Origin of the sequence: Rhizobium changzhiense (genome assembly GCF_013087625.1) — a bacterium.
Taxonomy (GTDB): domain Bacteria; phylum Pseudomonadota; class Alphaproteobacteria; order Rhizobiales; family Rhizobiaceae; genus Rhizobium; species Rhizobium sophorae.
This window is the reverse complement of sequence record NZ_JABFCQ010000001.1, coordinates 725,839-748,408: the sequence shown is the minus strand read 5'-3', so window position 1 is coordinate 748,408 and position 22,570 is coordinate 725,839. Positions and strand designations below refer to the sequence as shown.

General features: G+C 61.0%; 31 protein-coding genes, 1 tRNA gene and 1 pseudogene. 19 read left to right on the top strand and 14 right to left on the bottom strand.

Going from position 1 to position 22,570, the window contains the following annotated elements; translation table 11 throughout:
• Positions 1-52: 52 nt before the first annotated feature.
• On the bottom strand, positions 53-361 hold the full coding sequence (locus G9X68_RS03890; RefSeq protein WP_171601341.1) for a hypothetical protein: 309 nt from the start codon (positions 359-361) through the stop codon (positions 53-55).
• A 181-nt stretch (positions 362-542) separates the two neighbouring features.
• On the opposite strand from G9X68_RS03890, the gene dinB reads away from it, so the two are divergent.
• Positions 543-1,631, top strand: a complete 1,089-nt coding sequence (gene dinB / locus G9X68_RS03885) for a DNA polymerase IV (protein WP_171601340.1) — start codon at positions 543-545, stop codon at positions 1,629-1,631.
• Positions 1,632-1,769: 138 nt separating this feature from the next.
• On the opposite strand, the gene G9X68_RS03880 is transcribed toward dinB, so the two are convergent.
• Positions 1,770-2,105 carry a DUF982 domain-containing protein gene (locus G9X68_RS03880; RefSeq protein ID WP_171601339.1) on the bottom strand — a complete coding sequence of 112 codons (336 nt, stop codon included), beginning with the start codon at positions 2,103-2,105 and terminating at the stop codon, positions 1,770-1,772.
• A 249-nt stretch (positions 2,106-2,354) separates the two neighbouring features.
• Here G9X68_RS03880 and G9X68_RS03875 point away from each other — a divergent pair, with 249 nt between their 5' ends.
• The 5 genes from G9X68_RS03875 to G9X68_RS03855 all read left to right on the top strand — a co-directional run bounded on the left by G9X68_RS03875 (position 2,355) and on the right by G9X68_RS03855 (position 5,894).
• On the top strand, positions 2,355-2,657 hold the full coding sequence (locus tag G9X68_RS03875; RefSeq protein WP_171601338.1) for a hypothetical protein: 303 nt from the start codon (positions 2,355-2,357) through the stop codon (positions 2,655-2,657).
• 16 nt (positions 2,658-2,673) lie between these two features.
• Entirely contained in the window at positions 2,674-3,810 is a 1,137-nt protein-coding gene (locus G9X68_RS03870; RefSeq protein WP_171601337.1) for a sialidase family protein, read from the top strand.
• A gap of 101 nt (positions 3,811-3,911) precedes the next feature.
• Positions 3,912-4,475, top strand: coding sequence for a nutrient deprivation-induced protein (locus G9X68_RS03865; RefSeq protein WP_171602148.1), 564 nt, complete (start codon positions 3,912-3,914; stop codon positions 4,473-4,475).
• Positions 4,468-4,884, top strand: coding sequence for a phage holin family protein (locus G9X68_RS03860; protein WP_171601336.1), 417 nt, complete (start codon positions 4,468-4,470; stop codon positions 4,882-4,884). The genes G9X68_RS03865 and G9X68_RS03860 overlap by 8 nt, the downstream gene beginning before the upstream one ends.
• Positions 4,884-5,894 (top strand): DUF3618 domain-containing protein, encoded by a 1,011-nt coding sequence (locus tag G9X68_RS03855; RefSeq protein ID WP_171601335.1) that lies wholly within the window; start codon positions 4,884-4,886, stop codon positions 5,892-5,894. Before G9X68_RS03860 ends, G9X68_RS03855 begins: the two co-directional genes overlap by 1 nt.
• 150 nt (positions 5,895-6,044) lie before the next feature.
• On the opposite strand, the gene G9X68_RS03850 is transcribed toward G9X68_RS03855, so the two are convergent.
• Entirely contained in the window at positions 6,045-6,452 is a 408-nt protein-coding gene (locus G9X68_RS03850) for a hypothetical protein (RefSeq protein ID WP_171601334.1), read from the bottom strand.
• Between the two features lie 261 nt (positions 6,453-6,713).
• Here G9X68_RS03850 and G9X68_RS03845 point away from each other — a divergent pair.
• Positions 6,714-6,790: transfer RNA gene (locus G9X68_RS03845), tRNA-Pro, on the top strand.
• A gap of 448 nt (positions 6,791-7,238) precedes the next feature.
• Here the strand turns inward: G9X68_RS03845 and G9X68_RS03840 are convergent.
• The 4 genes from G9X68_RS03840 to G9X68_RS03825 form a co-directional block, all read right to left on the bottom strand.
• Positions 7,239-8,360, bottom strand: coding sequence for a nucleotidyltransferase family protein (locus G9X68_RS03840; RefSeq protein ID WP_342355321.1), 1,122 nt, complete (start codon positions 8,358-8,360; stop codon positions 7,239-7,241).
• 195 nt (positions 8,361-8,555) lie between these two features.
• Entirely contained in the window at positions 8,556-9,164 is a 609-nt protein-coding gene (locus G9X68_RS03835) for a hypothetical protein (protein WP_171601333.1), read from the bottom strand.
• Positions 9,165-9,294: 130 nt separating this feature from the next.
• Positions 9,295-10,314 (bottom strand): LuxR family transcriptional regulator, encoded by a 1,020-nt coding sequence (locus G9X68_RS03830; protein ID WP_171601332.1) that lies wholly within the window; start codon positions 10,312-10,314, stop codon positions 9,295-9,297.
• 9 nt (positions 10,315-10,323) lie between these two features.
• On the bottom strand, positions 10,324-10,512 hold the full coding sequence (locus G9X68_RS03825) for a hypothetical protein (RefSeq protein ID WP_171601331.1): 189 nt from the start codon (positions 10,510-10,512) through the stop codon (positions 10,324-10,326).
• Between the two features lie 182 nt (positions 10,513-10,694).
• Here G9X68_RS03825 and G9X68_RS03820 point away from each other — a divergent pair, with 182 nt between their 5' ends.
• A complete protein-coding gene (locus tag G9X68_RS03820; RefSeq protein ID WP_003557262.1) occupies positions 10,695-10,934 on the top strand; it encodes a DUF982 domain-containing protein in 240 nt (79 codons plus the stop codon).
• A gap of 26 nt (positions 10,935-10,960) precedes the next feature.
• On the opposite strand, the gene G9X68_RS03815 is transcribed toward G9X68_RS03820, so the two are convergent.
• From G9X68_RS03815 to G9X68_RS03800, 4 genes are all read right to left on the bottom strand, one after another.
• The gene (locus G9X68_RS03815) at positions 10,961-11,185 is read right to left on the bottom strand and encodes a hypothetical protein (RefSeq protein ID WP_171601330.1); all 225 of its coding nucleotides are present in this window, start codon (positions 11,183-11,185) and stop codon (positions 10,961-10,963) included.
• Positions 11,182-11,418, bottom strand: coding sequence for a hypothetical protein (locus tag G9X68_RS03810; protein ID WP_171601329.1), 237 nt, complete (start codon positions 11,416-11,418; stop codon positions 11,182-11,184). Before G9X68_RS03810 ends, G9X68_RS03815 begins: the two co-directional genes overlap by 4 nt.
• Positions 11,419-11,430: 12 nt before the next feature.
• Positions 11,431-11,694, bottom strand: coding sequence for a hypothetical protein (locus G9X68_RS03805; protein ID WP_171601328.1), 264 nt, complete (start codon positions 11,692-11,694; stop codon positions 11,431-11,433).
• An 869-nt stretch (positions 11,695-12,563) separates the two neighbouring features.
• Positions 12,564-13,211, bottom strand: coding sequence for a S24 family peptidase (locus tag G9X68_RS03800; protein WP_003546093.1), 648 nt, complete (start codon positions 13,209-13,211; stop codon positions 12,564-12,566).
• A gap of 142 nt (positions 13,212-13,353) precedes the next feature.
• Here G9X68_RS03800 and G9X68_RS03795 point away from each other — a divergent pair, with 142 nt between their 5' ends.
• From G9X68_RS03795 to G9X68_RS03755, 9 genes and pseudogenes are all read left to right on the top strand, one after another.
• Positions 13,354-13,545 carry a hypothetical protein gene (locus G9X68_RS03795; protein WP_171601327.1) on the top strand — a complete coding sequence of 64 codons (192 nt, stop codon included), beginning with the start codon at positions 13,354-13,356 and terminating at the stop codon, positions 13,543-13,545.
• On the top strand, positions 13,542-13,736 hold the full coding sequence (locus G9X68_RS03790) for a hypothetical protein (protein WP_171601326.1): 195 nt from the start codon (positions 13,542-13,544) through the stop codon (positions 13,734-13,736). The genes G9X68_RS03795 and G9X68_RS03790 overlap by 4 nt, the downstream gene beginning before the upstream one ends.
• Before the next feature lie 223 nt (positions 13,737-13,959).
• Positions 13,960-14,239 (top strand): annotated as a pseudogene (locus tag G9X68_RS03785) (sigma-70 family RNA polymerase sigma factor).
• Between the two features lie 51 nt (positions 14,240-14,290).
• A complete protein-coding gene (locus tag G9X68_RS03780; protein ID WP_131645800.1) occupies positions 14,291-14,656 on the top strand; it encodes a hypothetical protein in 366 nt (121 codons plus the stop codon).
• Positions 14,622-15,020: a hypothetical protein gene (locus G9X68_RS03775; RefSeq protein ID WP_164578826.1), complete on the top strand. Its 399-nt coding sequence runs from the start codon at positions 14,622-14,624 to the stop codon at positions 15,018-15,020. The genes G9X68_RS03780 and G9X68_RS03775 overlap by 35 nt, the downstream gene beginning before the upstream one ends.
• Positions 15,017-15,316 (top strand): GcrA family cell cycle regulator, encoded by a 300-nt coding sequence (locus G9X68_RS03770; RefSeq protein ID WP_171601325.1) that lies wholly within the window; start codon positions 15,017-15,019, stop codon positions 15,314-15,316. Before G9X68_RS03775 ends, G9X68_RS03770 begins: the two co-directional genes overlap by 4 nt.
• A complete protein-coding gene (locus tag G9X68_RS03765) occupies positions 15,313-15,510 on the top strand; it encodes a helix-turn-helix transcriptional regulator (protein ID WP_171601324.1) in 198 nt (65 codons plus the stop codon). Before G9X68_RS03770 ends, G9X68_RS03765 begins: the two co-directional genes overlap by 4 nt.
• 13 nt (positions 15,511-15,523) lie before the next feature.
• The gene (locus G9X68_RS03760; RefSeq protein ID WP_171601323.1) at positions 15,524-16,117 is read left to right on the top strand and encodes a hypothetical protein; all 594 of its coding nucleotides are present in this window, start codon (positions 15,524-15,526) and stop codon (positions 16,115-16,117) included.
• A 139-nt stretch (positions 16,118-16,256) separates the two neighbouring features.
• The gene (locus G9X68_RS03755) at positions 16,257-16,616 is read left to right on the top strand and encodes a hypothetical protein (protein WP_171601322.1); all 360 of its coding nucleotides are present in this window, start codon (positions 16,257-16,259) and stop codon (positions 16,614-16,616) included.
• 563 nt (positions 16,617-17,179) lie between these two features.
• Here G9X68_RS03755 and G9X68_RS03750 read toward each other — a convergent pair.
• Entirely contained in the window at positions 17,180-17,959 is a 780-nt protein-coding gene (locus tag G9X68_RS03750; RefSeq protein WP_022712590.1) for an alpha/beta fold hydrolase, read from the bottom strand.
• A gap of 61 nt (positions 17,960-18,020) precedes the next feature.
• Positions 18,021-18,791, bottom strand: a complete 771-nt coding sequence (locus G9X68_RS03745; RefSeq protein ID WP_171601321.1) for an SDR family NAD(P)-dependent oxidoreductase — start codon at positions 18,789-18,791, stop codon at positions 18,021-18,023.
• A gap of 227 nt (positions 18,792-19,018) precedes the next feature.
• Between G9X68_RS03745 and G9X68_RS03740 the strand changes: the two genes are divergently transcribed.
• A complete protein-coding gene (locus tag G9X68_RS03740; RefSeq protein ID WP_206679620.1) occupies positions 19,019-19,813 on the top strand; it encodes an AraC family transcriptional regulator in 795 nt (264 codons plus the stop codon).
• Between the two features lie 265 nt (positions 19,814-20,078).
• Positions 20,079-21,653 (top strand): carboxylesterase family protein, encoded by a 1,575-nt coding sequence (locus tag G9X68_RS03735; protein ID WP_171601320.1) that lies wholly within the window; start codon positions 20,079-20,081, stop codon positions 21,651-21,653.
• A 142-nt stretch (positions 21,654-21,795) separates the two neighbouring features.
• Here the strand turns inward: G9X68_RS03735 and G9X68_RS03730 are convergent, their stop codons facing one another.
• Positions 21,796-22,560 carry a slipin family protein gene (locus G9X68_RS03730; protein ID WP_171601319.1) on the bottom strand — a complete coding sequence of 255 codons (765 nt, stop codon included), beginning with the start codon at positions 22,558-22,560 and terminating at the stop codon, positions 21,796-21,798.
• Positions 22,561-22,570 lie beyond the last annotated feature (10 nt).

Below are 22,570 nucleotides of genomic sequence, written 5' to 3'. Positions count from 1 at the left end.
TCGGTCTTCTTGAAACTGCGTTGGCGGTATTTCGAGAGGGTATCGGCCGTGCTCAGCGGCTCGATACACGCACTGCGCCGGCAGCTCGGAGACTGCGCTGGACGGCGGCGACTTGGCTGGATGCGAGATCTGCCGAGACCTCGATCTCGCCTTCGAGCGGCGCATCGCGACGGGCGCCATCGTCATGAGAGATATCCCCGCCTGATGGCGCCGAACCCGCACTGTTCCGGTCGCTTGCCGACTGGATAAAGATGTCGGGCCTCGAAACCCCATGCTGCTGAACCAGATGTTCGACCGCGAGATCAGCGGCTTCGCGTGTTTCAAATGTGGCTCGGATCGTGATCGTGCTGTCGTCCGCCATTGGCTGCCTCCTTATTTTCATTTTTCACAGGATGAGAACGCCTTGGGCGGCTGGTAGTTTCGACGGCAGGTCCGAGCCGCCCATTGGAATTGTTGATATCGCGTCCCAAGGCTGGTATGTTCTGTTTTTGTTTCGGCGCGCAATTTCGGATGCCGATCCCATCGCGATCGCTGAAACCGCCATGAACGAGATAAGCTCACCTCCCGTCCGGAAGATCGTCCATGTCGACATGGATGCTTTTTATGCGTCGGTCGAGCAGCGCGATAATTCGGACTTGCGCGGCAAACCGATTGCCGTCGGCGGGTCGGCCGCCCGGGGTGTGGTGGCGGCGGCGAGCTATGAGGCCCGTAAATTCGGTGTACACTCGGCAATGCCGTCGGTAACTGCCAAGCGCAAATGTCCTGACCTGATCTTCGTGCCGCCGCGCTTCGCCGTCTATAAGGCGGTGTCGCAGCAGATCCGTGAAATCTTTGCCGAATACACACCGCTGATCGAGCCGCTGTCACTCGACGAGGCCTATCTCGATGTGACGCAAAATCTGAAAGGCATGACGATCGCCACCGAGGTCGCTCTGGAGATCCGCGCCAAGATCAAGCAGGTCACCGGCCTCAACGCGTCGGCCGGGATTTCCTACAACAAATTTCTTGCCAAGATGGCGAGCGACCTCAACAAGCCGAACGGCCAAGCTGTCATCACGCCGAAGAACGGGCCGGCCTTCGTCGAACAGCTTCCCGTCCGGAAATTCCATGGCGTCGGACCGGCAACCACTGAGAAGATGCATCAACTCGGGATCGAAACAGGCGCCGATCTCAAGGAGAAGACACTCGAGTTCCTCGTGGAGCATTTCGGCAAGTCTGGCCCCTATTTTTACGGCATCGCCCGCGGGATCGACGAGCGCCAGGTCAAGCCCGACCGGGTGCGCAAATCCGTCGGCGCGGAAGATACTTTCTCACAGGACCTCCACGCTTTCGAGCCTGCTCGCGAAGGGCTCCAGCCGCTGATCGAAAAGGTGTGGGCTTACTGCGAGGCCAACGGGATCGCCGCCAAGACAGTGACGCTCAAGGTGAAATATGCCGACTTCAGCCAGATCACTCGCAGCAAGACGGTTCCGGCACCCCTGCCGGTAATCGCGGACCTCGAGGAACTGGTCAACCTGCTGCTCGCACCGATCTTTCCGCCGCGAAAGGGCATACGATTGCTCGGCGTCGCCCTCTCTTCGCTGGAAGGACGAGCGCCGGCCGCGGCGCCGCAGCTGCGGCTGGCTTTTTAGACCGCCAGCATCAGCTGGGCGAAAGCGGCGTGGCGCTTGTTGATGCGCTTTCGGGTTCGCCTGGATTGCCGTCATGTGAATCCGAACGCCTCATCGGATTCCCCGCTGACATGCTGAGGTTTGCTCGCTCTCCTCGCGTCATTGCGCCTGGCGTCTTTGATATCGGTCTTCAACGTGACGCGCCGGCCTCAGCGGATGCGCGGCGGGCTTGGTCTTCCAGGGGGCCAGGACCGTTGGCATGCCGGCTTCGAGGCAGGCTGCGATAAAAGCCTCCCGCGCGATCATGCTCGGTATGATGCCGTTGAGGGCGCCACGACACGTCTTCACTGCCCGATCATGGCGTTCGCCATGACGCAGCGGCCACTCGTTCTCGAGAAAATCCAGGGCGTCGTAGACGCTTGTGAAGGTGCGCTCCAAACCGCACTGCAACCGGAGTCTCACCGGCCGAACCCATGGGACATCGTTCAGCGGCATTTTTTCCTCCTTTCTTGCCACCAATGATCCTGATCGAAATGATATTGTGGGTGACAGCGCTCCGTTCAAGAGCCGTCAGGACCAGCCCAATTTTTGATCATCCGATGACGCAACGTTGCGTCTCCGGCTGCCGCAGGCGCCCGCTGCACGTCCTTGAACGGCCAGGTGTTCCATGGGATCGCATCCGATGTCGAGCTGGGCCGGAACCTCGACGGGCCTCCGAAGTTTGCGGGACGAGGAGAATTCCAAATGCATCTGATACAGTTGTTTATTCCAGCAGCGCCGCAAGCGGCGATCGACATCGAAGACATTATCGCGATGATTCAGCGCGAGATGACGGAGCGCCATGGCGGGGCGACTTCATACCTCAATTCCCCGGCAAAGGGGTTTTGGTCCACTGGCGAGGGCACTGAAGAAGATACGGTCATCGTGATCGAAGTGATGGTGAACAGTCTCGATCGGGCCTGGTGGCGCCAATACCGGCGCAAACTCGAACAGCTGCTCGGGCAGGAAGAATTGCTGGTGCGGGCGCTTCCAGTCGAAACGCTCTGACCGTCTGGAAGCCTCCATGGACACGAAGTTCCGCAATCTTGAAATCTATCGCAGACGCGGCGAGTTCGCAGCCTGGCCGGCAAATTATGGTCTCTGGTCGTGGGGTGACGAAATGGTCGTCGTCTTCGCGCGCGGCAAACTCGGAGCGAAGGGGGAGTTGCACGAATTGGACCATGATTACCCATTCGTACCCTGGCAGGCACGCAGCCTGGACGGCGGACTGACATGGATGGACGAGCCGTTCCGCGGCCGCGTGCCGGGCGGGCTCTCGCTTTCGGCCGACGAGCATTTGAACGCCGACCTCAAGGTCCGCCCCCGTCTGTCGGTCCGCGAAGACCTTTGCTCGATTGGCGATCCCATAGACTTCCTCGACGCCGAGACGATCGTCATGTGCGCCAGAACCGATGTGCGGAGCGATGCCGTCAGCTGGTTCTATGTCAGCCGGGATCGGTGCCTGACATGGCAGGGTCCGTTCCGGTTCGCCGGTTTGCACCTTCCGATCTCGGCGCGCACTGATATCGTTCCTCTCGGCAGGGACGATGCGCTCTTCATGCTCAGCACGTCCAAAGAGGACGGCGCGGAAGGAAGAGTATTCTGCGCGCGCACCGTGGATGGCGGGCGCAGCTTCGTCCTGCAAGGCTTTGTCGATCCGGAACCTGAGGGCTATTCGATCATGCCGGCATCGACGGCACTTTCCGGTGGCGCCATCCTGACGCTGACGCGCTGCATGGGCAGAGGCGGTGGCAAGGGGTGGATAGAGGCCTTCACCTCCCATGACCAAGGGAGGACCTGGACGAAGGAAGGCTGCATCGTCGACGACACGGGCAGCAATGGCAACCCGCCGGCGCTCGGGCGGATCGAAGGCATGCTGCTGCTCGTCTACGGCCATCGTGATCCGCCATTTGGGATCAGGATGCGCATGAGTTTCGATGACGGCCGGACATGGGGCGCCGAGAAGATCATCCGGAGCGACGGCGGCACGGCTGATCTCGGCTATCCGAGACTCGTAAAACGCGGCGATGGATCCCTGCTCGCCGTCTACTACTTCAACGATGGCGACCGGGAGGAGCGTTACATAGCCGCGTCTATTGTCACGCCCGCCAAAGGTCAGGAAAGGCTAGGACGGTGCTGCTTCGGGCAGTCGCTGTTCTGAGCCATAGCGAAGGCGAACGTCCCACAGAGCGTCCTGGAACAAAGCGGGCCATCCGTGGTTTGGGGCTTAGGCAGTTGCCGGCACGAATTGGGAGGTTCGAAATGCAAAACGATTTCACAGATCCCGCAGGGCGGAGCGCGTCCGCCCAGACCCCGTCCTCATCCCGAGCTTCCGGTTCTTCGCCGGGAACGCACACGTCCATTTCCGATCTGGAAGCGAAGGTGAGCGCGGATGTTTCCGCCGCCAAGGAAACGATCAGGGACGGTGCCGACACCGCCGTCGAGAAAGCCAAGGAAGTCATTTCCGAACGCACCAGCTTTGCCGCTCGTCAGGTCGGCGGTGTTGCAATGGCGCTCGAGAAGGCTGGCGCCGAAATGGAAAGCTCCGGTCAGGCGGAAGTCGGACGATACGCCAAGCAGATCGGGCGGAGCGTGCAGACCGTTGCTCGGCGGATGGAAGGCAAGGACATTGGGGAAATCGCCACCATGACCGAAGAGTTCGGGCGCAAACAACCGCTCGCCTTTCTCGGCATCGCCGCACTTGCAGGCCTGGCCGCAAGCCGCTTCCTCACAGCGTCCGCGAAAAGGCAAACAACCGCCGCGTCGCGCGAACCACCAATCGGTCGCTCCGGCCCAGCACCGACCGGAGGCGAGAACAATGGCTAAAACTTCAGAGAACACACCTCTCTCCGAACTGGTCAGTGGCCTCGTTGGTGATGTCACGGGCCTGCTCCGCAAGGAAATCGATCTTGCCAAGACGGAGGCTTCGGAAAAACTTTCGCAGGCGCTCAGCGGCGTGGAGATCCTCCTATTCGGATTGGTCCTGGCAATCGGGGCGGTCGGCGTCCTGCTGAGCGCCCTTGTCGGCGGTCTCGCGGCCTTCCTCGTGACACAGGGTTTTACCGAAACCACTGCCAGCGCGCTCGCCTCGCTGATCGTCGGCATCATCATTGCCGGCATCGCGTGGGCATTGGTCTCCCGGGGCCTTGCCGCACTTCGTGGCTACAACATGACACTGGATCGAACTGCAACCTCGCTTCGCCGCGACGTTGATGTTGTGAAGGACAAAATGTGATGGAAACTTCAATGGAGAAAACATCGGCCGACCTTGAGCGCGAGATCGACCAGGACCGCCGCCGGATCGGCGACCGGATTGACGCTATCCAGGAACGGATGTCGCCAGGCCAACTGATCGATGAGGTGATTGCCTACGCCAAGAGAAGCGGCGGCGGAGAATATGTCAGCAATCTTGGCCACGCCCTCAAGGCGAACCCTCTGCCGGTCGCGCTGATGGGCGTGAGCCTGGCCTGGCTCATGGCCAAAGGCAGCCCGTCATCAGGCGAGACGGCGACCTGGAGGGAGAATCCTGAGTACCCGCTTTATCCGGCGACAGGCCAAGTCCGCAGGATTGGTCCGCCGGCAATGGAAAACGGAGCGCGTTACAGCCACTTTGCCGACGAATCCGGCAGGAGGTTGAAAGCCTTGACTGACGAAACAGGGGGGCGTGCCGGCCATTTCATGGACGAGGCAGGCAAGACCTATCGCGGCTTCGCCGACGCAAGTGGAAAACAGCTCAGTCAGATCACCGACGAGACTGGCGCAATGCTCGATGCGGCAACCGGCTGGGCGGCGGAGAAATGGGAGCAGGCAAAAAACGCCGCGAGCGACCTGACCGCCCGTGCGTCTGACGCGGCGAGCTCGCTTTCGAGCCGATCCTCTTCGGCGGCGACCAGTCTTCAGGAGCAAACGAGCAAGCTCAACGAGGCAATCCTCATCCACTTCCGCGACCAGCCGCTGGTTGGCGGAGCTCTGGCTTTCGCGGTCGGCGCAGCGATCGGCGCGGCGTTGCCGCACACCGACACCGAGGATGAATTGGTCGGGGAAGCCGCAGATAGCGCGAAAGACACTCTCAGCCATCAGGCGGAGAACGTCGTCGCGCAGGGTAAAGAGGTAGCGTCGGAGGTCTATCAAAAGGCCGTGGATGCTGCGTCCGATGCTCATGATGCGGTCAAGGAACGCGTGGTGGATGAAGCCGAGACTTTCATAAATCGCAAGGACGGCATAGGCGGAACCGATCGGCGGTAAAGGATCCAAACCGATCGCTTCCGGGCCAAAAGAGGCGCAGGGCCAGACCCAGCCGGCTTCGATGAAATGAATGAACCGGCGCGGTGACCTGCCAAAACAAAAACAGGCGGCATCCGGGCCGCCTGTCCAGCATGTCGGACAAACCGTCCGTTACTTCTGTTCGGGCGCCAGGAACTCTGCGCAATAGGACGGACCGCTGACGCCGGGGATGTCGGCGACGGTGCGGATGTCGCGGATCGTGTAATCGGAATTGGTGGTGATTTCGGCCTGGCAGCGCAGATAGGCGGTGCGGGCGGATGCAATCTGCTTGCCGCGCTTGCCATCGGCGCCTTCGGCATATTTCGCCGGGATACGCACGGTCTTGTAGCCGCCGCGCCAGGTATAGACAGTGCTCGAGCCTTGCTCGCTGTCGCTGATCGGCGGCCCGTAGGCGGCAAAGAAGATGCCGGCCGATTTGCCGACCCAGCGGGCCTCGATCGGATTGCCGGCGGAAGGTATGGTCGTGCATCCGGCAAGCGCAATGGCAAGCCCGGCCGCGGTCATGGTGCGGAAATTCATCGTGTCGTCCTGATCTCTAGCGCATTGGCTGGCAAGCCCGCCTCGTGAGCGTTTTCGCCTGTCCCGTCTGCCCTTTAGCGCGGAACCCGGCAAAAGAAAATTGCTCTCAAGAGACTTCCGTTCGATTTGCGGCAGGTGTGGCTTTTTGCTGCAGCAGCCCACGCCCGAACGTGTCACAACCCCGTCAAAATTTCCGCCGGCTTTTTGGAATTTGGTGCTTGTGCAACCAGATAGGCTGTTCTATAGAAGCGCCGCTGGTCACGGAGTGTAGCGCAGTCTGGTAGCGCACCACGTTCGGGACGTGGGGGTCGAGTGTTCGAATCACTCCACTCCGACCAGCTAGAAACCCCGCTCCGGCGGGGTTTTTCGTTTCTGGCGCTGCTATGCCGATTTTGCACGGCAATGACTACGGCAACGATTGATCATCTCTAGTGCATAAACTCCGCCCAGGTCCGCGCCGGTCGGGTAGGGGCCATCGAATGGAACCAACCCCGGCCAGCGCCGTTGTACGCGAGGGAGTCCCACCATGAGCAACGCCCGTCAGGCGCAAACGAGATGGTGATGGTCCTCCCAGGAGAACGCACATGGATCTCACAACCCTTCTCATCATCGTTGTAATACTTCTTTTGCTGGGCGGCGGCGGCTGGTACGGCCGGGGACGCTGGTATTAAACGACGGTCGACGTGGCACCCATCACTGGTTGACGAGCGCTCCGGCTAACTGAGCGCGGCGGGACGGGGCCATTGGCATTGGCTGCCAGTTCAGGCTGCCCTCTCAGTGTCTTCATCATGAAGTTCCCTCGACGCCGTCATGGTCCGTTTGAACCCCGTAACGGACGGCGTCTTCGCCAACTTCCGCCATGCCTTCGGCGAGAACGGACATGAGCTGTATACGGCGGTCCGGCCGCATGAATGAGAGTCCGCGCCCTATTGCGTCACGCCACGACTGACCGCGTTCCCACGCCTCGCAATAGGCCAGCGCAATATCGGAATGGCGGCGTGTCGCGCCCATTGCTTCGAAAAGATGGGAGGCCTGTTGCACGTCCTTTTCGCGCTTGAGCACGCCATTGTCGTCGTTCTGGCGCCGCGAGGCGACGATCAGCTTGTGAACTGCGTAGCGCTCCGGAGCAGGAACATTGACCGTAATGCCGCTCTTGTGAAGGATCACGGTCCTGATTGGGTTGTAGATGAGGTAATCGAGGAATCTCAGCGGTTCTGCGGAAATTCCCCCAAGGGCCGGCATGTCGGCGGGTTTGTGCTGATTGTCGTCGCTGCCCGTATTCGGCGTCAGGAATTCGGCCTTGTAGTTCTTCGCGTTCACGAACTGGGTCGAGCGCGTGGGATGGTTGAGATGCGGGACCTCTCGGAACGTCGGGTCCAGTTTTTCGAGAACCTCGCCTATGGGAGGGATGCTGTCGTTGACCGCCGTCGAGATCGAATGGAACTGGGCGAAGTCGGCATCGCTCGTCTGCATAAGCGACGCCGGCAGTCGAACGCCGAGAACGCCGGAATAGGTCTGGAATGCCACGGTTCCGACGAGAACCGCGCGCAGACGGAAGAGCCCTGCATTGGCAAGCGCCTCGATGACGTCGCCGGTAAACCTGGGCGGTGCGTTCATGCCGCCTTCTCTCGTCAGAGTGGCCACCATTCGCCGGCGGTTTCGGAGATCATCCTTGATCGCGCCGAAGTCGGTCACCCTTTTCGTAAGCTCCTCGTCTTTCTTTGGCCCGACATAAGACCGTTTGACGCCGTCTTGGCCCGGATGATCGAAATACCAATATTCCTTGCCCTTCACGGGAACGGAGACGAACCGACCCTCCAGCGGGAACTCGGCGACAAAACGTCCGTCCAGCGAACGCTGGCCGAGCTCCGCCAGCATGGTCTGGTACATCAAATCGATCTCGCGGATGGGCACGGATCTCTCCGGTTATAACTTTCCTGCAAAAAGATTATAACATCGAGTTCAACCGCTCGAAAGCCCATCCTTTCGCTCGTTATAATTTTTCTGTAGGAAAGTTATAACCAAGGCGCGGCTGAGTGCGCTTAAGGAAACGCGCCGACGGAATCAAGCGGGGGAATTTTCCAAGGGTGCAGCGGCGGCGGCTTAAGGAAACGCATTCGGCAGATAATTGTCCAGAATATAGAAATGTTCGCCGATTTTTCTGACGCTGACGTACTCGCCCGGACCGGGATCGAGATCCACGCATTCCTTCTTTTCCGAGCATGATGTCTGGACACGCTGTTGCCAGGCCGTGGATTGCTCGCCCCTGGGCAAAGCGACTTCATCACCCTCGTCGTAGACGAGCGTCGAGTAGGTTTTCTCGAGGAACGTATCGTCCCATACGAATGTCCTGAATCGTTGCTCTCCGCCCGGCAGATCGGTTCGTTCGATCTCTGCCAGATACGTTTGCTTGGTCAGCGCAAATCGAAGGCTGTCGGACGTTATGCCGACAGCAGCGAGGATACGGAGCAGGACCAGCAACAGAAGGGGTGCGATTAGGAGAGAGACGAGACGCCGCCAGCGTCGCTGCGCCAGATTGATGCAGAGGGAGCCTGCGACGGCGATCAGCGTCATTACCCATATGATCAGGCTGATCGTCCACCAATCCCATTGGGGATGAAGCCAATATAGCCAATTTTGCGCCAGGAATGGCAACGCCCAGAGGGCATACGTCCAAGTAAACTTATCGCTACGTTTTTCTGGCTCTGGCACGTTTTAGCCACCGGCAAATTTCATTGATTCTCTGATCAACAATAACACGCAAGATAGGCGCCTCAACCGGAGCCAGTCCTGCCGTGTTTCGCGCGAGGTGCCGCGTCATGAGCATTGGTCGCGGTCGATCCTATTGGTTCGGAGCCCCGGCGCTCAACAGCGCCCGGACCAATGCCGCCTGGCTGCGGACGCCGGTTTTGTCGAAGATGCGCTGTAGCTGAGTGCGCAACGTGTTGACACTGACCCCGAGCAGATCGGCGGCGGCTGCGAGGTCATGGCCATCGACGATCAGGCGCGCGAGCCGGGTCTGCGCCGGCGAGAGGCCGAAGACCTCCCGCGCGCTCGCGATCCGGCGCACCAGCGTTTCGGCGTCGTCGAAGGAGACCAGCGCCTTGCCGTCCTCAAGCAGAACCCAGCAGTAGAGCGGAATCCCCGCCGCGTCCTCGCCGAGCGCCACCGCCCAGGCCTGCTTCGGCGCGATGTTCAGCGGTCTCTGGCTCTGCAGCTCGCGGAATGCCAGGCGCACCGCCTCGCGCAGTGCAGGGTCGCGTTCGCGCCGCCGGGCACGCAGGCGGCCGGCGGCGGCGACCAGCCCGGGATGGCCATGCATTCGCTCCCGCGCCAACCGGTTCGTCCAGAGAATCCGCCCATCCGCGTCGACCTCGATCAGCGGGCAGTTCGCCTCCTCGACGCTGCTCTCCATCATCACCATGCAGCCGATCTTCCAGGCGCCGTCGATCCGGTGGAGGATCCGGAGCTGGCGCTTGCGATCCTCGCCGGTGTCGCTGCCGATCTGATCGAAGGTCATCCAGGCCATGTTGCCGTCGACGACGATGTTGACCTTTTCCCAGCGGACGCGCTCCGAAAAGGCGTGTTTCTCCGGGAATCGCTCGACGATCTTCTTGATCCGCGCGGCGATCGGGTCCCAGCCTTCGTCCACGCGGACGCCGAGTGAGGCGAAGTATTCCATCCGCCGGGTCTGCGGTGACTGCACCCAGTGGCTCGCCAGCGCCTCGAAGTCGCGCTGCAGCCAGGCCTCGGTTTCGGCGCGGATCACGGCCATGATCGCCGCCCGGTCAGCCTCGCTGTCGTCCATCGCGCGGTCCCCCACAACGGATCGCAGCATAGCATGATCGCTCTGTCGGAGCATGACGGCACCTCATGCCTTGATGACGCCGGCCAAAAACAGCGTCAGGCCGGCGGTCGCGGCAGTCAGCCCGAGAAGCCGAAGCTTCAGGCGCGGCAGGGTGATCTGATTTCGGTAGTATCGGTCCTCGGCCGCGGCGCCCATCGGCGTCGGGCGGCGGCGGTTTGGCATATGCGCGGCGACGAGACTCTGAAGGTCCATTGTGTTGCCTCCTGGTTCGGGCTTCATCTGCCGCATTCTCGCACGCATCCGAGCCGTGCTCTGTCATGCAGGCGGAGGACATCGGGCTCAGCGCCCGGCTGGCGAACAAAGAATCATCTCAACCGGAACGAGTCCCGCGGTGATTCGTTGAGTCGCGTATTTCCAGCGTGGGGGGATGCATCATGAGCAGGCGACGAAGCTTCAAGCCGGTGAAGATCACCATCAATGGCAAGGTGAGGACGGTCTATAATGTCGTTCAGGCCGGCAACACTTTGCTGAATGACTGGCCCGAGCAGACGCCGGCGGCCAAGGTGGCCGAGCGGCTGGTGCTTGATGTGTTCAATGATGCCGCCGGGCCGGAGCAGGTGCGCCGCGCATTCATCACTGCGGCGAAGGCGAGCGACATCAAGTTCAGTTCCTGAGCGGCGGTGTCGGCAAAAGCCCTGGCTCACTTCCATGACACCTGTTCCTGGTTTCGCAGATCCCGGGTTTTGAACTGCGTCTCCATGCAGGCGGCCGAGACGATGGCCGCGAGGAAGCCGAAGGCGAGGCAGGCGATGGCCTGGGTCCGCCATGAGACGAAGGTGACCGGCGCCGGGGTGACCGGCCTTTTCGCGCATTCGCCGGGCGGGCAGGCGCAGCCGGAAAAGGCTTTGATCAGGCAATCGTTCATGACGCACCGCCTTTCATCGTGTCGATGGCGGCGAGGATCTTCTGGTGAAGCGGGCAGCCGTGATCGTCGCTGCCATCGAAAAAGCGTTCGGCCTCCACCAGCGCCTGCAGGAGATCGGGTGCCCCGGCGGTGAAGCGGGCCTTGGCGCGGGTCTTTTCGGCTGTCCCAGTCCGCCGGGCGGCAGGAAGGGAAGGGCTCTCGGTTGAAGCAGGTGTAAGGTTGGTGGCAGACATCTCCGTTCCCCCTCAGGCGTAGAATTGATCGTTGTTGGCGACGCCCATGATCTCGCGGGCATAGCGGTAATGCTCCTCGACGGAAGCCGCCGCCCCGCGCAGCCAGGACGGACCGCGGATCGAATGTTCGGGACGGCGCAGGAAGGCGAAGCCGAGGGCGCCCATGCGCTGGGCCTCGATCGCCATATAGGCGCGGCAGTCGCCGATCGTCTGCGCGCCATTCCAGCGGGCATCCCGCCTGCTTTCCTCGGTCTCGATCTTGCGGATGTGCTGCATCGCCTGTCCTCTCGCGCTTCTGATCGGCCTGCGAGAGAAAGGTATATTTAATACCCTATCGCGTCAATCGGATAAGGTATAAAAAATACCCCATAGATTGACGAGGTACGAATCATAGGCGTATGTCTGGGGCCAGTGATTGGGCGACCGGGTGCAACTCCCGAGCTGACGAAGCCCAGCGGCGCGGGAAGCGAAAGTCCTTAAGTGCGCTGTCAGAAAATCAGGACGAGGGCGAAGCGAATGGCCCCTCTGGCACGTGTCCCATCCCGGCTCCGGCCTTCAGGACCTGGCCAATGCTCTCCCGGCTTCATGGGCTTTGCTCATGGGGTAGGGGGAAGCTTTGGCCGGAACCCTCCCTCACCAGCCTTCAGGAACCTTCTCCTCCTAAGCTGAAGAGAGAGGATAGAGAAACTGAAGTTGGAGTACATGATGAAAGCAAAAAGGAGGCCGGCCATGCGCATGAAATCGAAAACCCCAACGAGGTGATCGAGGCTGGATGTCATCACCGAGTTTTTAAGATCCATGGAGGAGAAGCTGCCGAAGGACATGTTCCCCGCAGCCATCCGTTCCATCTCGTGGCGGTGACGAGAGTGGTACGCGAACGGCATCCGGAGCTTCCGCAATTTCTGGTTTCAGAGGATGAATCGTCCCGATACCCCTCGTGATCGCAGCTGGGGATTGGCGCGCTTCGAGCTAAATCCTACAGGCCGTACATCTCGCGCGCGGCGCTGTAGGCCAGGAGCAACACCGCTAGTGTGACGATATAGAACCAGATTCGGCCGGCGCGTGAGGAAGGGCGGATCATCCTGTTTTCCCTATTGAAATATGATTGATTGGCGGCATTATTTCCGAGCCTTGCGCTCTCATCCCTACATCTCGATGATCGATCGGCGGACGCGGCCGACGATGGTGACGGCGCCTTGGAATTCCGGCGGCGGCACGTCTTCGTAGGAAGCGGGCTGGAAGGGCGGATCGTCGTTCGGGCGATAGCGCTTGTAGGTTGCAGCACCGGTCTCGTCGGCGACGACATAAAGCGCGTTCGGCGCCAGGCGCTTGTCGCGCAGATTGACGAAAATGATCGAGCCGGGCGGCGAGATCTTGTTCATCGAATTGCCCTCGACCTCGAGCGCGATCCATTCGCCATCGGGCAGATCGAGGGCGGCGACCGTCGGGAACTCCGAAAAGTCGGTGATCGGCGCCTGCTCGCTCAGCTGCCCGGCGCTGACCCAGGAGATTTTTGGCACGTCGGCGACGGAGGCGGGCAGCTCATCCGGATCGAGCGCATTGCCGGCGCCGAACTGCAGCCAGTTGAGATTGACCTTGAAAGCGCGGGCATACTTCTTCGCGTCGGCAATGCCGAAGCCGTTGCGGCCGGATTCATGCGCCTTGTAGACATTGGCATTCCAGCCGAACCGATCGACGATCGCCTTCGGTCCGGCAAAGCCGGCATTCTTCCTGGCCATGACGAGGCGCTTTGCGCGTTCTTCGCGCTCAAATTGTTCCTGATCTTTCAACATGATATAAAAAATACCCTAAATTAAGGTACATGTCATGCCCTAATGTGCTTGACATATCGGGTATTAATTGTACCCTACTCGCCATGACAAACACCGACATCATCAACAACGGTTCAGCCTTTCGGAGTGGGGAGACGGCGCCATGAGGTTCACCATCTCAAGCGAAGAGAAGCTCGCCATGGACGTCATGCCGACCGGCGTCGTCATTCACCGGCCGCAAGGCCCAAGGGGAGGGCGCATGTCTATGATCCCCGTTCGCAACGAGGATATTCCCTTCCTCGCCAAGGCCCTGCAGCAGGTGCTGAACGCCAACCGGGAGGTGGAATCGATATGAGCATCGCCACCGCAACAGTCGCCCGCTACACCGGCTGCCCGATCTGCGCAAAGGCGCTGTCGATTGCCGAAGTGATCGAGCGCCACTGCGAGAATTGCAATCGGCCGACGCGCCCGGAAGAGATGCGGGAAACGTTGATCCCGCCCGGCGCTCTGCCGATCTCCAACCCAGATAGCCCAGTCCCTCCCTGACGGCTATCGGCCGCTGGCGTCGTCGCCCTCCCTCGGCGACGCCAGCCCACCGGGCGCGGCTCTGTCGCGCCCACCCAGGCGGCGGCCTGGCAGACGACCGGAGCCCTTGTTTCCAAAGCCGGCTCCGGTCGTCATCCACGAATTTGAAAATGAAGGATATGGCCAGCACCCGCTCCGGCGGGAACGACGAGCCGCGTTCGAAATCGGAAAGAAGGATCAAGCGATGAGCATCCAGGCCGAGGCCGCGCCAGCGCAGCAAGACACTTACATGAACGCGCTCGAGCTCTTCCGCACCGGCCGGGACTATATCGAAATATCAGCCATCATCGGCACGTCGGTGCCATCGGTGGAAAGCGAGATCCATCGGCTGCGAAGCGCGGAAAAGGGCGACACCGCCCAGCAGGACCATGCCGGCGGCGAGGTCAGGCGGTTTCCCCGCCGTCCCGCGAGGCCCGGCGCCCCGGTCAATTTTGCTCGACGGGCGACGGAGGCCGCGGGTTTGAGGCCAACCATTCATGCGGCCGTGGCGGCCGCGAGCGGGAAAGGGACATCGCATGGCTAAGGACATGGTGAGTGAGGAGATCATGGAGATCCTCCGCCCGGTGCTGGGCGAGGAGTTGGCGGCGGCAATCATCGAGCATCGCAAGCGCACGCTGAAGAAGCCGCTGACGGCTTATGCAGCACGGATGCAGGCCAGGGAATATCTGATGACCGGCGATCCGGTCGGCGCCGCCGAGATGCAGATCTTCCGCGGCTGGCAGGCGATCAAATGCGACTGGTACCTCAAGGAGAAGGCGAGGGAGGCCGGGTCGATCAACAGCAGCATGAGAAGGACAGCAGTGGATGCCGCACGAGATTTCCCCTCTGGTGAAGATCATTTCGGGGATGCTTTCTGGCTTCCCGGCATCCGCAGGCACTGATCCCGACATGCAGATCCGCGCCTATCTCGTCGCCGTCGAGGGCCTTCCGGCAGAGGCGGTCTGGCGGGCCGCCAAACGCTTCATCTCCGGCCAGGTGAGGGACCATAACCGCGCCTTTGCCCCGAGCTCGGCAAGCTTTGCCGAGGAGTGCCGCCATCAGCAGGCGGCGATCGAGGCCGAGCGCCGGCCGCGCCTGGAAGCCGAGCCCGAGGTGCCGCGGCCGAAAGTGCCGGCCTACAAGATGCAGTTGCTGCGCGATGCGGCCAATGGCAGCCGCAACGCCAAGCGGGAGCTGGCCCGCATGTTTCCCGACAACCCGATCATCGCCCGCGCCGCGCGCGACGCACAGGAGGCAGCCAAGTGACCATCACCTTTTGGACGGAAGACAAGATCGTCAAGGCGGAAAAGCTTTGGCGGGAAGGGCTGTCGGCGAGAGAGATCGCCAACCTCTTCGGCTCGAAGAAGAACACCGTCATCAATATGGCGCACCGCAACCGCGACAGGTTCCCCTCGAGGCACGACACCTGGCATCCGCATCCCAAGGCAGGCCCGCCCATCCAGCCGGTCCGCCACCCCGACCGCGTGACGCGGGTGACCCTGTCGGGTGCGCATGTGACGATGCCGCGCGTGCCCAGCATCGATGGGCCTGCGGAGCCATGAGCCAGGTCACCCCACGCGAAACCGAAGTGATCCGCTGGATGGCGGAGGGCAAGACCGCCTCCGAGATCGGCACCATTCTCGGCATCTCGCCGATCACCGTGAATACCCACATCGCCAACGCCAAGATGAAGCTCGGCGTCTTCAAGGAGACGGCGCTGGTCGCCGCGGCACTCAGAAACGGCATCATTCGATAGAAGGACGATCAGCATGGGCGGCAAAGCCACCAAGGTGAAGACAGGACGGGCAAACAAGGGCGCCGGCCGGCCGCGCAAGGAAAATGTCGAGCGTTTTCCCTGCGGCAAGATCAAGCCCTTCGAAACCGAGAAAGACAATATCAGCGTGGCGATATCAGCGCGCCGCCGCATCCACGGCTTCGGCCGCACGGTTGATGACGAGACGGTCAGGAGCCCCTTTGCCGGCTACACCCTCGGCCGCATGTTCCTCGACGGCCTGATCACCGCCGAACAGCGCCAGGCCGGCGACGACTATGCCGAGGCCATCGCCCGCTACCACAAGACCACAGGCATCCCGGCCCCGAGCCCGAGAGCCCAATCGCTGTTCTCCGTCAAAGGCCATGAAGGCGAGCAGACCGAAACCTTCGCCGACCGCGCCCGCAAGGCCAGCAACCGCATGATGGCGCTGCAGGGCATCCTGCTCCGCTGCCCCGACGGGCCGCAGGTGCGCAGCATGGTCTATAACCTGACGGTGATGGACTACGACCACCTGCGCCAGATGCCGCCGCAGCAGTTGCTGTGGCTGCGGCGGGGGTTGACGGCGTTGCGGGGGGCGAGGGGTGGGTGATGAAATGAGGCTAGGCCTGTGGAGGGCTTGCAGATCCATACGGAGCAGCCCTGGCTTTGCCGAGTCCGACATATGGAAGGCCGGGACTTTTTGCGCTAACCCTTTGGCCTGCGCTTCGCGTCTGCTGTAGGAATTGCAAATGAACGACATTGACCTGTCGCCCGAATTTTTCGTCGAATTTTCTCGCGGAGGAGGCTCTGATTCCGGCAGCATCTACCATGTCACACGGCACAAGGGCGGTGGTGGTCAGGTCTCTGCGCATGTCGCACGTTTTTTCATCACTGACGCCAGGATTCCTGCGGAAGGCGTTTTCCCCCACAACAGACTCGATTGTTTCGTGGTCGACAAAAGGTTGGTTCCGAAGCCCGAACGGCTTGCCGGGATTTTGTTTGAAGCCTTGAAAAAGCACGGTGCGATTGACGAGCCCGCGTGGCTGGAATGGTATGTTGCCAAGGAGCGCGGTGGTAAACCTTACGGCAACGTCTTCGACTTCGAATGACTCGATCCAACGCCGGAAGCGAAATTCGCTCATAACCCCTCTGCCATCGCTGTATTTGCCGCAGAGCTCACCCCACCCTCCGTCGTCCTCGGGCTTGACCCGAGGATCCACGCCGGCCTCCATCAGCAAGGCCATGGATCCCAGGCTCAAGGCCTGGGATGACGGAGGGTGGGGCGTATGTTTTCGCCAGAATCCGTGCCAATCGAGCCGAACACCTACGCCGGATCTATGCAGATCGCGTACTCATGGGTCGATGCTTCGGCAGGATAAGTCCGGTATTAGGTAGCAAATGCCACCAGCGGCCGCTTCCGGCCCGGAGCCGTCATAAGGTCTTTGGTGGTGGTCTTACCACGGCATCGATGAACGGTGCGTATTCCTCGATGCCGCTCTCGTTTGTCGACTCCAACTCTAGCTTCAGGCTTTGATATCCGCGCCGCAATTCGTCATCCTTCGCGGCCATCCGGGCCTGCGTTTTTCCGAGTGCCTCGGCGATCTCCCCCTTGGCCCTGCCGGCAGCGATTAGGCTCGGAATATCGGCTCGCGCGGCGTCAGGGGATCCAATGTCATGATTGCCCGGCAGCTTCCAGAATGAGCTTGGTGATCTCATTCGGATGTGAAATGAGCGACAGATGGCTGGATTTGAGTTCGATGGCTTTAGCGCCCATGCGTCTGGCCATGAAACGCTGCAGGTCTGGATTTATCGTTCCATCTTGCGTCGAAACGGCGTAGTAGCTTGGCTTGGAACGCCAAGCAGCGTTTGAGGTTTTGCCGGTGAGCAACGCCTTTTGGAATGGTTGTTGAACGGCATAGAGAACCCTCGCCCTGGCCTCGGGAAGGTCGCCCCCGAAATCGCGCAGGAACGCTTCCTCCGTCAGCCGTCCTTCGTCGCCGTCGAAGACAATGCCCGCGGTTGCGGGTGGTGTCGGGTAGGTTTTTGCCAAAGCTGCATAGTCCTCACCTGCATCCGGTGCTCGGGCAGCGACATAAACCAGTGAAGAGACGTTCGGATGTACGCCTGCTTCGGTTAGGATCATCCCCGAAAAGGAGTGGCCGACAAAGACGGTCGGACCGTCCTGCCGGTCGAGGATGCGCCGGGCGGCCGCCACGGCATCGGGCAGCGTAGTGAGCGGGTTCTGGACCGCCGTGCAGTTTAGGCCCTTCGCTTGCAGCAGGGCGATAACCTCGGTCCAGCATGATCCGTCGGCGAAAAGTCCATGCACGAGAACGACATTGCGCGCCTTTGGAGGCGTGTGGGTGGCGGCCAGGCCGGCATGTGTCGCAACAAGTGACGTGGCAGCACCGACGAGCAAAGTTTTCGAAAATGTACGTCTGTTCATCATCATGATCGAATCTCCATTGTTTGCGAAGCGGTAGGATTATTTGAACTCGGTCCGGACCGGCATCTCAGATTGACATGCCGCCGGAGACCTCGATGCGTTGGGCATTGACCCAGCGGTTGTCCTCAGCGAGCAGCGAGGCAATCATCGGACCGATATCATCGGGCAGGCCGGCGCGGCCCAGCGCCGTCATTTCGGCGACACGCTGGTTCAGATCCGGATTGTCGCGGACCATACCGCCGCTAAAGTCGGTCTGGATGGCGCCGGGCGCGACGACATTGACGGCGATGCGACGCGGTCCCAGCTCCTTTGCCATGTACCGGGTCAGCACCTCGACCGCTCCCTTCATCGCACCGTAAGCAGCGCTGCCAGGAACGATGATGCGAGTCAGGCCGCTCGACAGGTTGACGATCCGGCCGCCGTCATTGATCAGCGGCAAGAGCTTCTGCGTCAAAAAGAAAACGCCCTTGAAGTGCACATTGTAAAGCATGTCCAGTTCATCTTCCGTCGTCGCCTCGATGCTGTTGTGGTGCGAGGTTCCGGCATTGTTGACGAGGTAGTCGAAGCGCTCGGCGGCGCCCAGATCGGCAAGCGCCTGCTTTACGGCGTCGACGAAAGGGTCGAAACCGTGGGCGTCGCCGGTGTCGAGCTTGAGGGCAATGGCTTTGGCGCCGGCTTCAGCAACCAGGGCCACGACCTTTTCGGCCTCCGCCCTGCTGGAATTGTAGGTGAGGATCGAGTCGACACCACGTCTGGCGAGGTTGAGCACGGTGTTGCGGCCCAGCCCGCGGCTGCCGCCGGTGACGATTGCGATTTTTCGTTCGGAACTCTGTGTCATCGCCGTTCTCCTTTGTTGATGACGGTGAACATAAGAGGGCGAAGCACGGGCGAACATGCCGGAACCGGCTTCATTCTTGCCTGATCCTGCCTCCAGCGTTAATTTGGAATTCCAGATTTGCGGGGGATCCGATTGAGCACTCTTTCGATGTTGCATGATGCCGTCGTCGCCGCGTTTGCGGCTCATGGAAACGGGAGCCCCTATTTCACCGCGATCGACGGCTGGCCTTGCTCCGATCCTTCTCCGAGCGGCATCCGAACCACCTGATCCACCGGCCAGCGCTCTGCATCGTGGTGCAGGGCGCGAAATGGACGACGTTCGGCGAACGGAGGCTCCATTATCGCACCAGCCAGGCCATGGTCGTCAGCGTCGAGATGCCGGGTGCAAGCCAGGTGGTGCACGGCGCGCCGGATGCGCCCTATCTCAGCGCCGTCATCGAACTCGACCAGGCGATCCTACGCGAAGTCTATGAAAGCATGGAGGCGCCGCCCACTCCGGCCTCCGGCGAGCATGCCGCCGCCTTCGTTATGGAGCTCAACGAGGCGATCCTCGGCTGCGCCGCGCGCGCCATCAGCCTGCTTGGCGAGCCGGAGGCAATTCCGATTCTCTATCCCGGCGTCAAGCGCGAACTCTGCTACCGCCTGCTGGCCGGGCCACATGGCGGTGTCTTCGCCCGCATGGTCGTCGGCGCGGAGCGAAACCGGCGTCTGGTCGAAGCGATCCACGCATTGCGGGGCAATTTCGACAAGCAGGTGCGCGTCGATGATCTTGCCGCGCTCGCCGGCCTGAGCCCGACAGCCTTCCATCGTCAGTTCAGGGCAATGACCGCGATGACACCGGTGCAGTTTCAAAAGCAGATCCGCCTGATGGAGGCGCGCCGGCTGATGCTGTCGCGCGAAATGTCGGCGGAAACGGTCGCCTTTGAGGTGGGCTATGCCAGCCCCTCACAGTTCAGCCGGGAATATGCCCGGCTGTTCGGGGCTCCGCCACGCCGAGACATCGGAAAGCTGCTGTCGGCCTAACTGTTTCATCGTGCACGCTGAAACTACGCATGACCGCTGTTGGCGGCGCAAAGCGGTCACCGCGCACGATCACCGGCTGGTGGCATTGCTGCATAATTCCGGATAAGTCCTTGCCATGGATGAGTTTCCATTCCCTCCCAGGTTCAAGACGCTACCCCGACAACACCCGCCGGCAGACCTGATCAACGTCGGATGCCCCTTTTCGTTGCCGCTCCATGGGAGTATTTTCCTCCCAAACTGTCTCAACTTGGCGCTGGAGAGTGCAGTGTTTGTGGACGGCCGTCGCACGTTGCTGCTCTTTTTGGCCGTCGCATCGTGTCAACTGACGTTGGCGCCACGATCGGGTGCGGCAGAGGACACCGTTGCGATCGACAGCGGCATGCTGAAAGGTGAGAGGTCGGGCACGGTCGTCAGCTTCAAAGGCATACCCTATGCGGCACCGCCGGTGGGTGGTCTGAGATGGCGTAATCCGAGACCAGCGGAGACATGGAGCGGTATCAAGGATGCCCGCGATTTCGGTCCGTCCTGCATGCAGGCCGATGACCTGCCGAAGTCAGAGGATTGTTTGACCCTCAATGTCTGGACACCCGCCAAGCGTTCTCGGACACCCCTGCCGGTGATGGTTTGGATTTATGGCGGCGCTCTAGCCCAGGGAAACACCCTTCAATATCCCGGTGACCAGCTGGCCGCCCGGAGAGTTGTGTTCGTCAGCATGAACTACCGTGTCGGCCGATTGGGGTACTTTGCCCATCCGGCGCTGATGAAGGAATCTCCTGACGAGCCCGTCGGCAATTATGGTTACATGGACCAGCTTGCCGCCTTGAAATGGGTCCGGCAAAATATCGAAGCCTTCGGCGGCGATCCGAAGAAAGTGACCCTATTCGGAGAGTCAGCCGGTGGCGGCTCGGTGATGGCGCACATGATATCGCCGTTGTCACGCGGGCTTTTCCGCGGCGCCATTCTACAGTCGCCTGGTCTGCCTACAGCGCGTGCTGAGAGCACGCCTTTGTCACCTTTGAAAGAAGCGGAGAAAACCGCGCTGGACTATGCGGCTTCGCTGGGAATCAATGGCAGCGATGCCGACGCTCTCACCGCCCTTCGGGCGCTGCCTGCGGAAAAGCTGACCGAAGGTGCATCGGCACATGACGTGCTGGCGGGCATGTCGACCGGCAAGCCCGTCATCGGCGTCTCAGGCCCGATCATTGACGGACGGTTTTTGCTCGAAACGCCGGAAGCGGCTCTTGCGGCAGGCCGTCAAGCGCCGGTTCCCGTCATCGTCGGGGCAAATAATCGAGATCTCGGTCTCGGTCAGGCCACGACGAAAGACGATCTCTTCGCGCTGTTCGGGAAGCATGCCGCCGAAGCCCGCACCCTCTACGATCCGACCGGCCAACAGACACTCGATGAGCTGAAGCAGCAGGTTCTGGCCGATAAAACGCTTGTCGAACCGTCTCGCCACCTTGCTGACGAGATGATCCGCGCTGGTCAGCCGACGTGGTGGTATCGTTTCTCCTATGTCGCCGAGGCCCTCCGCAACGATCCGGCATGGAAAGGCACTCTGCACGGCTTCGAAATTCCCTATACGCTCAACATTCCAGACGCGCTGGTGAAAGACAAGGTTACGCCTGCCGACTGGGCCATGGCCACATTGGCGAGTGCTTACTGGGTCCAATTTGCAACGAGCGGTGACCCCAATGGCGGCTCACGGCCAAAATGGCCTCACCACGACCCCTTCGTCCACAGAGTCATCGACTTCACCAATCACGGCGTGACGTTCGGAGCCGATCCGCTGAAGCTGAGGCTCGACCTCTGGCAAAGGTATTGGGAGGAGAAGAGGTGACGGGGCCGGTGCCTATCGTTTAGCCCGCCATTGGCAAGACTGCAGTCCGGCCGTAACAGACAGGCTCTGGTTCTCCACGTCCTCATGCTTTCAACCGCAGGACCATCGCTCCATCGGCAAAAACAACGCATTCAAGGCGTCGTCATCGGTCCGGTTTGGGCGGCATCAAATTGCCGAACTCCATCGGAAATGGAAATATGATCGTCGAGGTCTTTTCGCCGGCGATGACGTTCAATGTACTCAAATAACGAAGTTGCATGGCCTCTGGTTGCCTGGCGAGGATTTCGGCTGCTTCGAGCAGTTTGGCTGCAGCCTGCTGCTCGCCTTCGGCATTGATGATCTTGGCGCGCCGCTCGCGCTCGGCTTCCGCCTGACGGGCAATTGCGCGGATCATCGATTCGTTGATGTCGACATGTTTGATCTCCACATTGGCGACCTTGATGCCCCAGGCATCGGTCTGGGCGTCGAGGATTTCCTGAATGTCGATGTTGAGCTTGTCGCGTTCCGCGAGCATCTCGTCGAGGTCATGCTTGCCGAGCACCGAGCGCAGTGTCGTCTGGGCGAGCTGGCTCGTCGCCATCATGAAGTCCTCGACCTGGATCGTCGACCTCTCAGGATCGACGACCCTGAAATAGATCACCGCGCTGACGCGGACCGAAACATTGTCATGCGAAATGACATCCTGGCCGGGCACGTCGAGCACCCGCGTGCGCAGGTCGACCCGCATCATCTGCTGGACATAGGGGATGAGCAGGATCAAGCCAGGCCCCTTGACACCGGTGAAACGGCCAAGCGTGAAAACCACGCCGCGTTCGTATTCCCGCAGGATCTTGATCGCAGATGCGACGACGACGAGCAGAATAAAGATGATCACAAGATAGAAGGCGAGATCTGCAAACACGCCCATGACTTTTCCT

Excerpts from the sequence above, each read along its gene's own strand:
- G9X68_RS03855 (WP_171601335.1), top strand. The coding sequence starts at position 4,884 with ATGGAAACTTCAATGGAGAAAACATCGGCCGACCTTGAGCGCGAGATC.
- G9X68_RS03820 (WP_003557262.1), top strand. The coding sequence starts at position 10,695 with ATGAGCAGGCGACGAAGCTTCAAGCCGGTGAAGATCACCATCAATGGC.
- G9X68_RS03775 (WP_164578826.1), top strand. The coding sequence starts at position 14,622 with ATGCTTTCTGGCTTCCCGGCATCCGCAGGCACTGATCCCGACATGCAG.
- G9X68_RS03870 (WP_171601337.1), top strand. The coding sequence starts at position 2,674 with ATGGACACGAAGTTCCGCAATCTTGAAATCTATCGCAGACGCGGCGAG.
- G9X68_RS03795 (WP_171601327.1), top strand. The coding sequence starts at position 13,354 with ATGAGGTTCACCATCTCAAGCGAAGAGAAGCTCGCCATGGACGTCATG.
- G9X68_RS03815 (WP_171601330.1), bottom strand. The coding sequence starts at position 11,185 with ATGAACGATTGCCTGATCAAAGCCTTTTCCGGCTGCGCCTGCCCGCCC.
- G9X68_RS03850 (WP_171601334.1), bottom strand. The coding sequence starts at position 6,452 with ATGAATTTCCGCACCATGACCGCGGCCGGGCTTGCCATTGCGCTTGCC.
- G9X68_RS03810 (WP_171601329.1), bottom strand. The coding sequence starts at position 11,418 with ATGTCTGCCACCAACCTTACACCTGCTTCAACCGAGAGCCCTTCCCTT.
- G9X68_RS03730 (WP_171601319.1), bottom strand. The coding sequence starts at position 22,560 with ATGGGCGTGTTTGCAGATCTCGCCTTCTATCTTGTGATCATCTTTATT.
- G9X68_RS03860 (WP_171601336.1), top strand. The coding sequence starts at position 4,468 with ATGGCTAAAACTTCAGAGAACACACCTCTCTCCGAACTGGTCAGTGGC.
- G9X68_RS03780 (WP_131645800.1), top strand. The coding sequence starts at position 14,291 with ATGGCTAAGGACATGGTGAGTGAGGAGATCATGGAGATCCTCCGCCCG.
- dinB (WP_171601340.1), top strand. The coding sequence starts at position 543 with ATGAACGAGATAAGCTCACCTCCCGTCCGGAAGATCGTCCATGTCGAC.
- G9X68_RS03805 (WP_171601328.1), bottom strand. The coding sequence starts at position 11,694 with ATGCAGCACATCCGCAAGATCGAGACCGAGGAAAGCAGGCGGGATGCC.
- G9X68_RS03890 (WP_171601341.1), bottom strand. The coding sequence starts at position 361 with ATGGCGGACGACAGCACGATCACGATCCGAGCCACATTTGAAACACGC.
- G9X68_RS03755 (WP_171601322.1), top strand. The coding sequence starts at position 16,257 with ATGAACGACATTGACCTGTCGCCCGAATTTTTCGTCGAATTTTCTCGC.
- G9X68_RS03745 (WP_171601321.1), bottom strand. The coding sequence starts at position 18,791 with ATGACACAGAGTTCCGAACGAAAAATCGCAATCGTCACCGGCGGCAGC.
- G9X68_RS03865 (WP_171602148.1), top strand. The coding sequence starts at position 3,912 with ATGCAAAACGATTTCACAGATCCCGCAGGGCGGAGCGCGTCCGCCCAG.
- G9X68_RS03765 (WP_171601324.1), top strand. The coding sequence starts at position 15,313 with ATGAGCCAGGTCACCCCACGCGAAACCGAAGTGATCCGCTGGATGGCG.
- G9X68_RS03800 (WP_003546093.1), bottom strand. The coding sequence starts at position 13,211 with ATGTTGAAAGATCAGGAACAATTTGAGCGCGAAGAACGCGCAAAGCGC.
- G9X68_RS03830 (WP_171601332.1), bottom strand. The coding sequence starts at position 10,314 with ATGCTCCGACAGAGCGATCATGCTATGCTGCGATCCGTTGTGGGGGAC.
- G9X68_RS03880 (WP_171601339.1), bottom strand. The coding sequence starts at position 2,105 with ATGCCGCTGAACGATGTCCCATGGGTTCGGCCGGTGAGACTCCGGTTG.
- G9X68_RS03825 (WP_171601331.1), bottom strand. The coding sequence starts at position 10,512 with ATGGACCTTCAGAGTCTCGTCGCCGCGCATATGCCAAACCGCCGCCGC.
- G9X68_RS03790 (WP_171601326.1), top strand. The coding sequence starts at position 13,542 with ATGAGCATCGCCACCGCAACAGTCGCCCGCTACACCGGCTGCCCGATC.
- G9X68_RS03760 (WP_171601323.1), top strand. The coding sequence starts at position 15,524 with ATGGGCGGCAAAGCCACCAAGGTGAAGACAGGACGGGCAAACAAGGGC.
- G9X68_RS03750 (WP_022712590.1), bottom strand. The coding sequence starts at position 17,959 with ATGATGATGAACAGACGTACATTTTCGAAAACTTTGCTCGTCGGTGCT.
- G9X68_RS03875 (WP_171601338.1), top strand. The coding sequence starts at position 2,355 with ATGCATCTGATACAGTTGTTTATTCCAGCAGCGCCGCAAGCGGCGATC.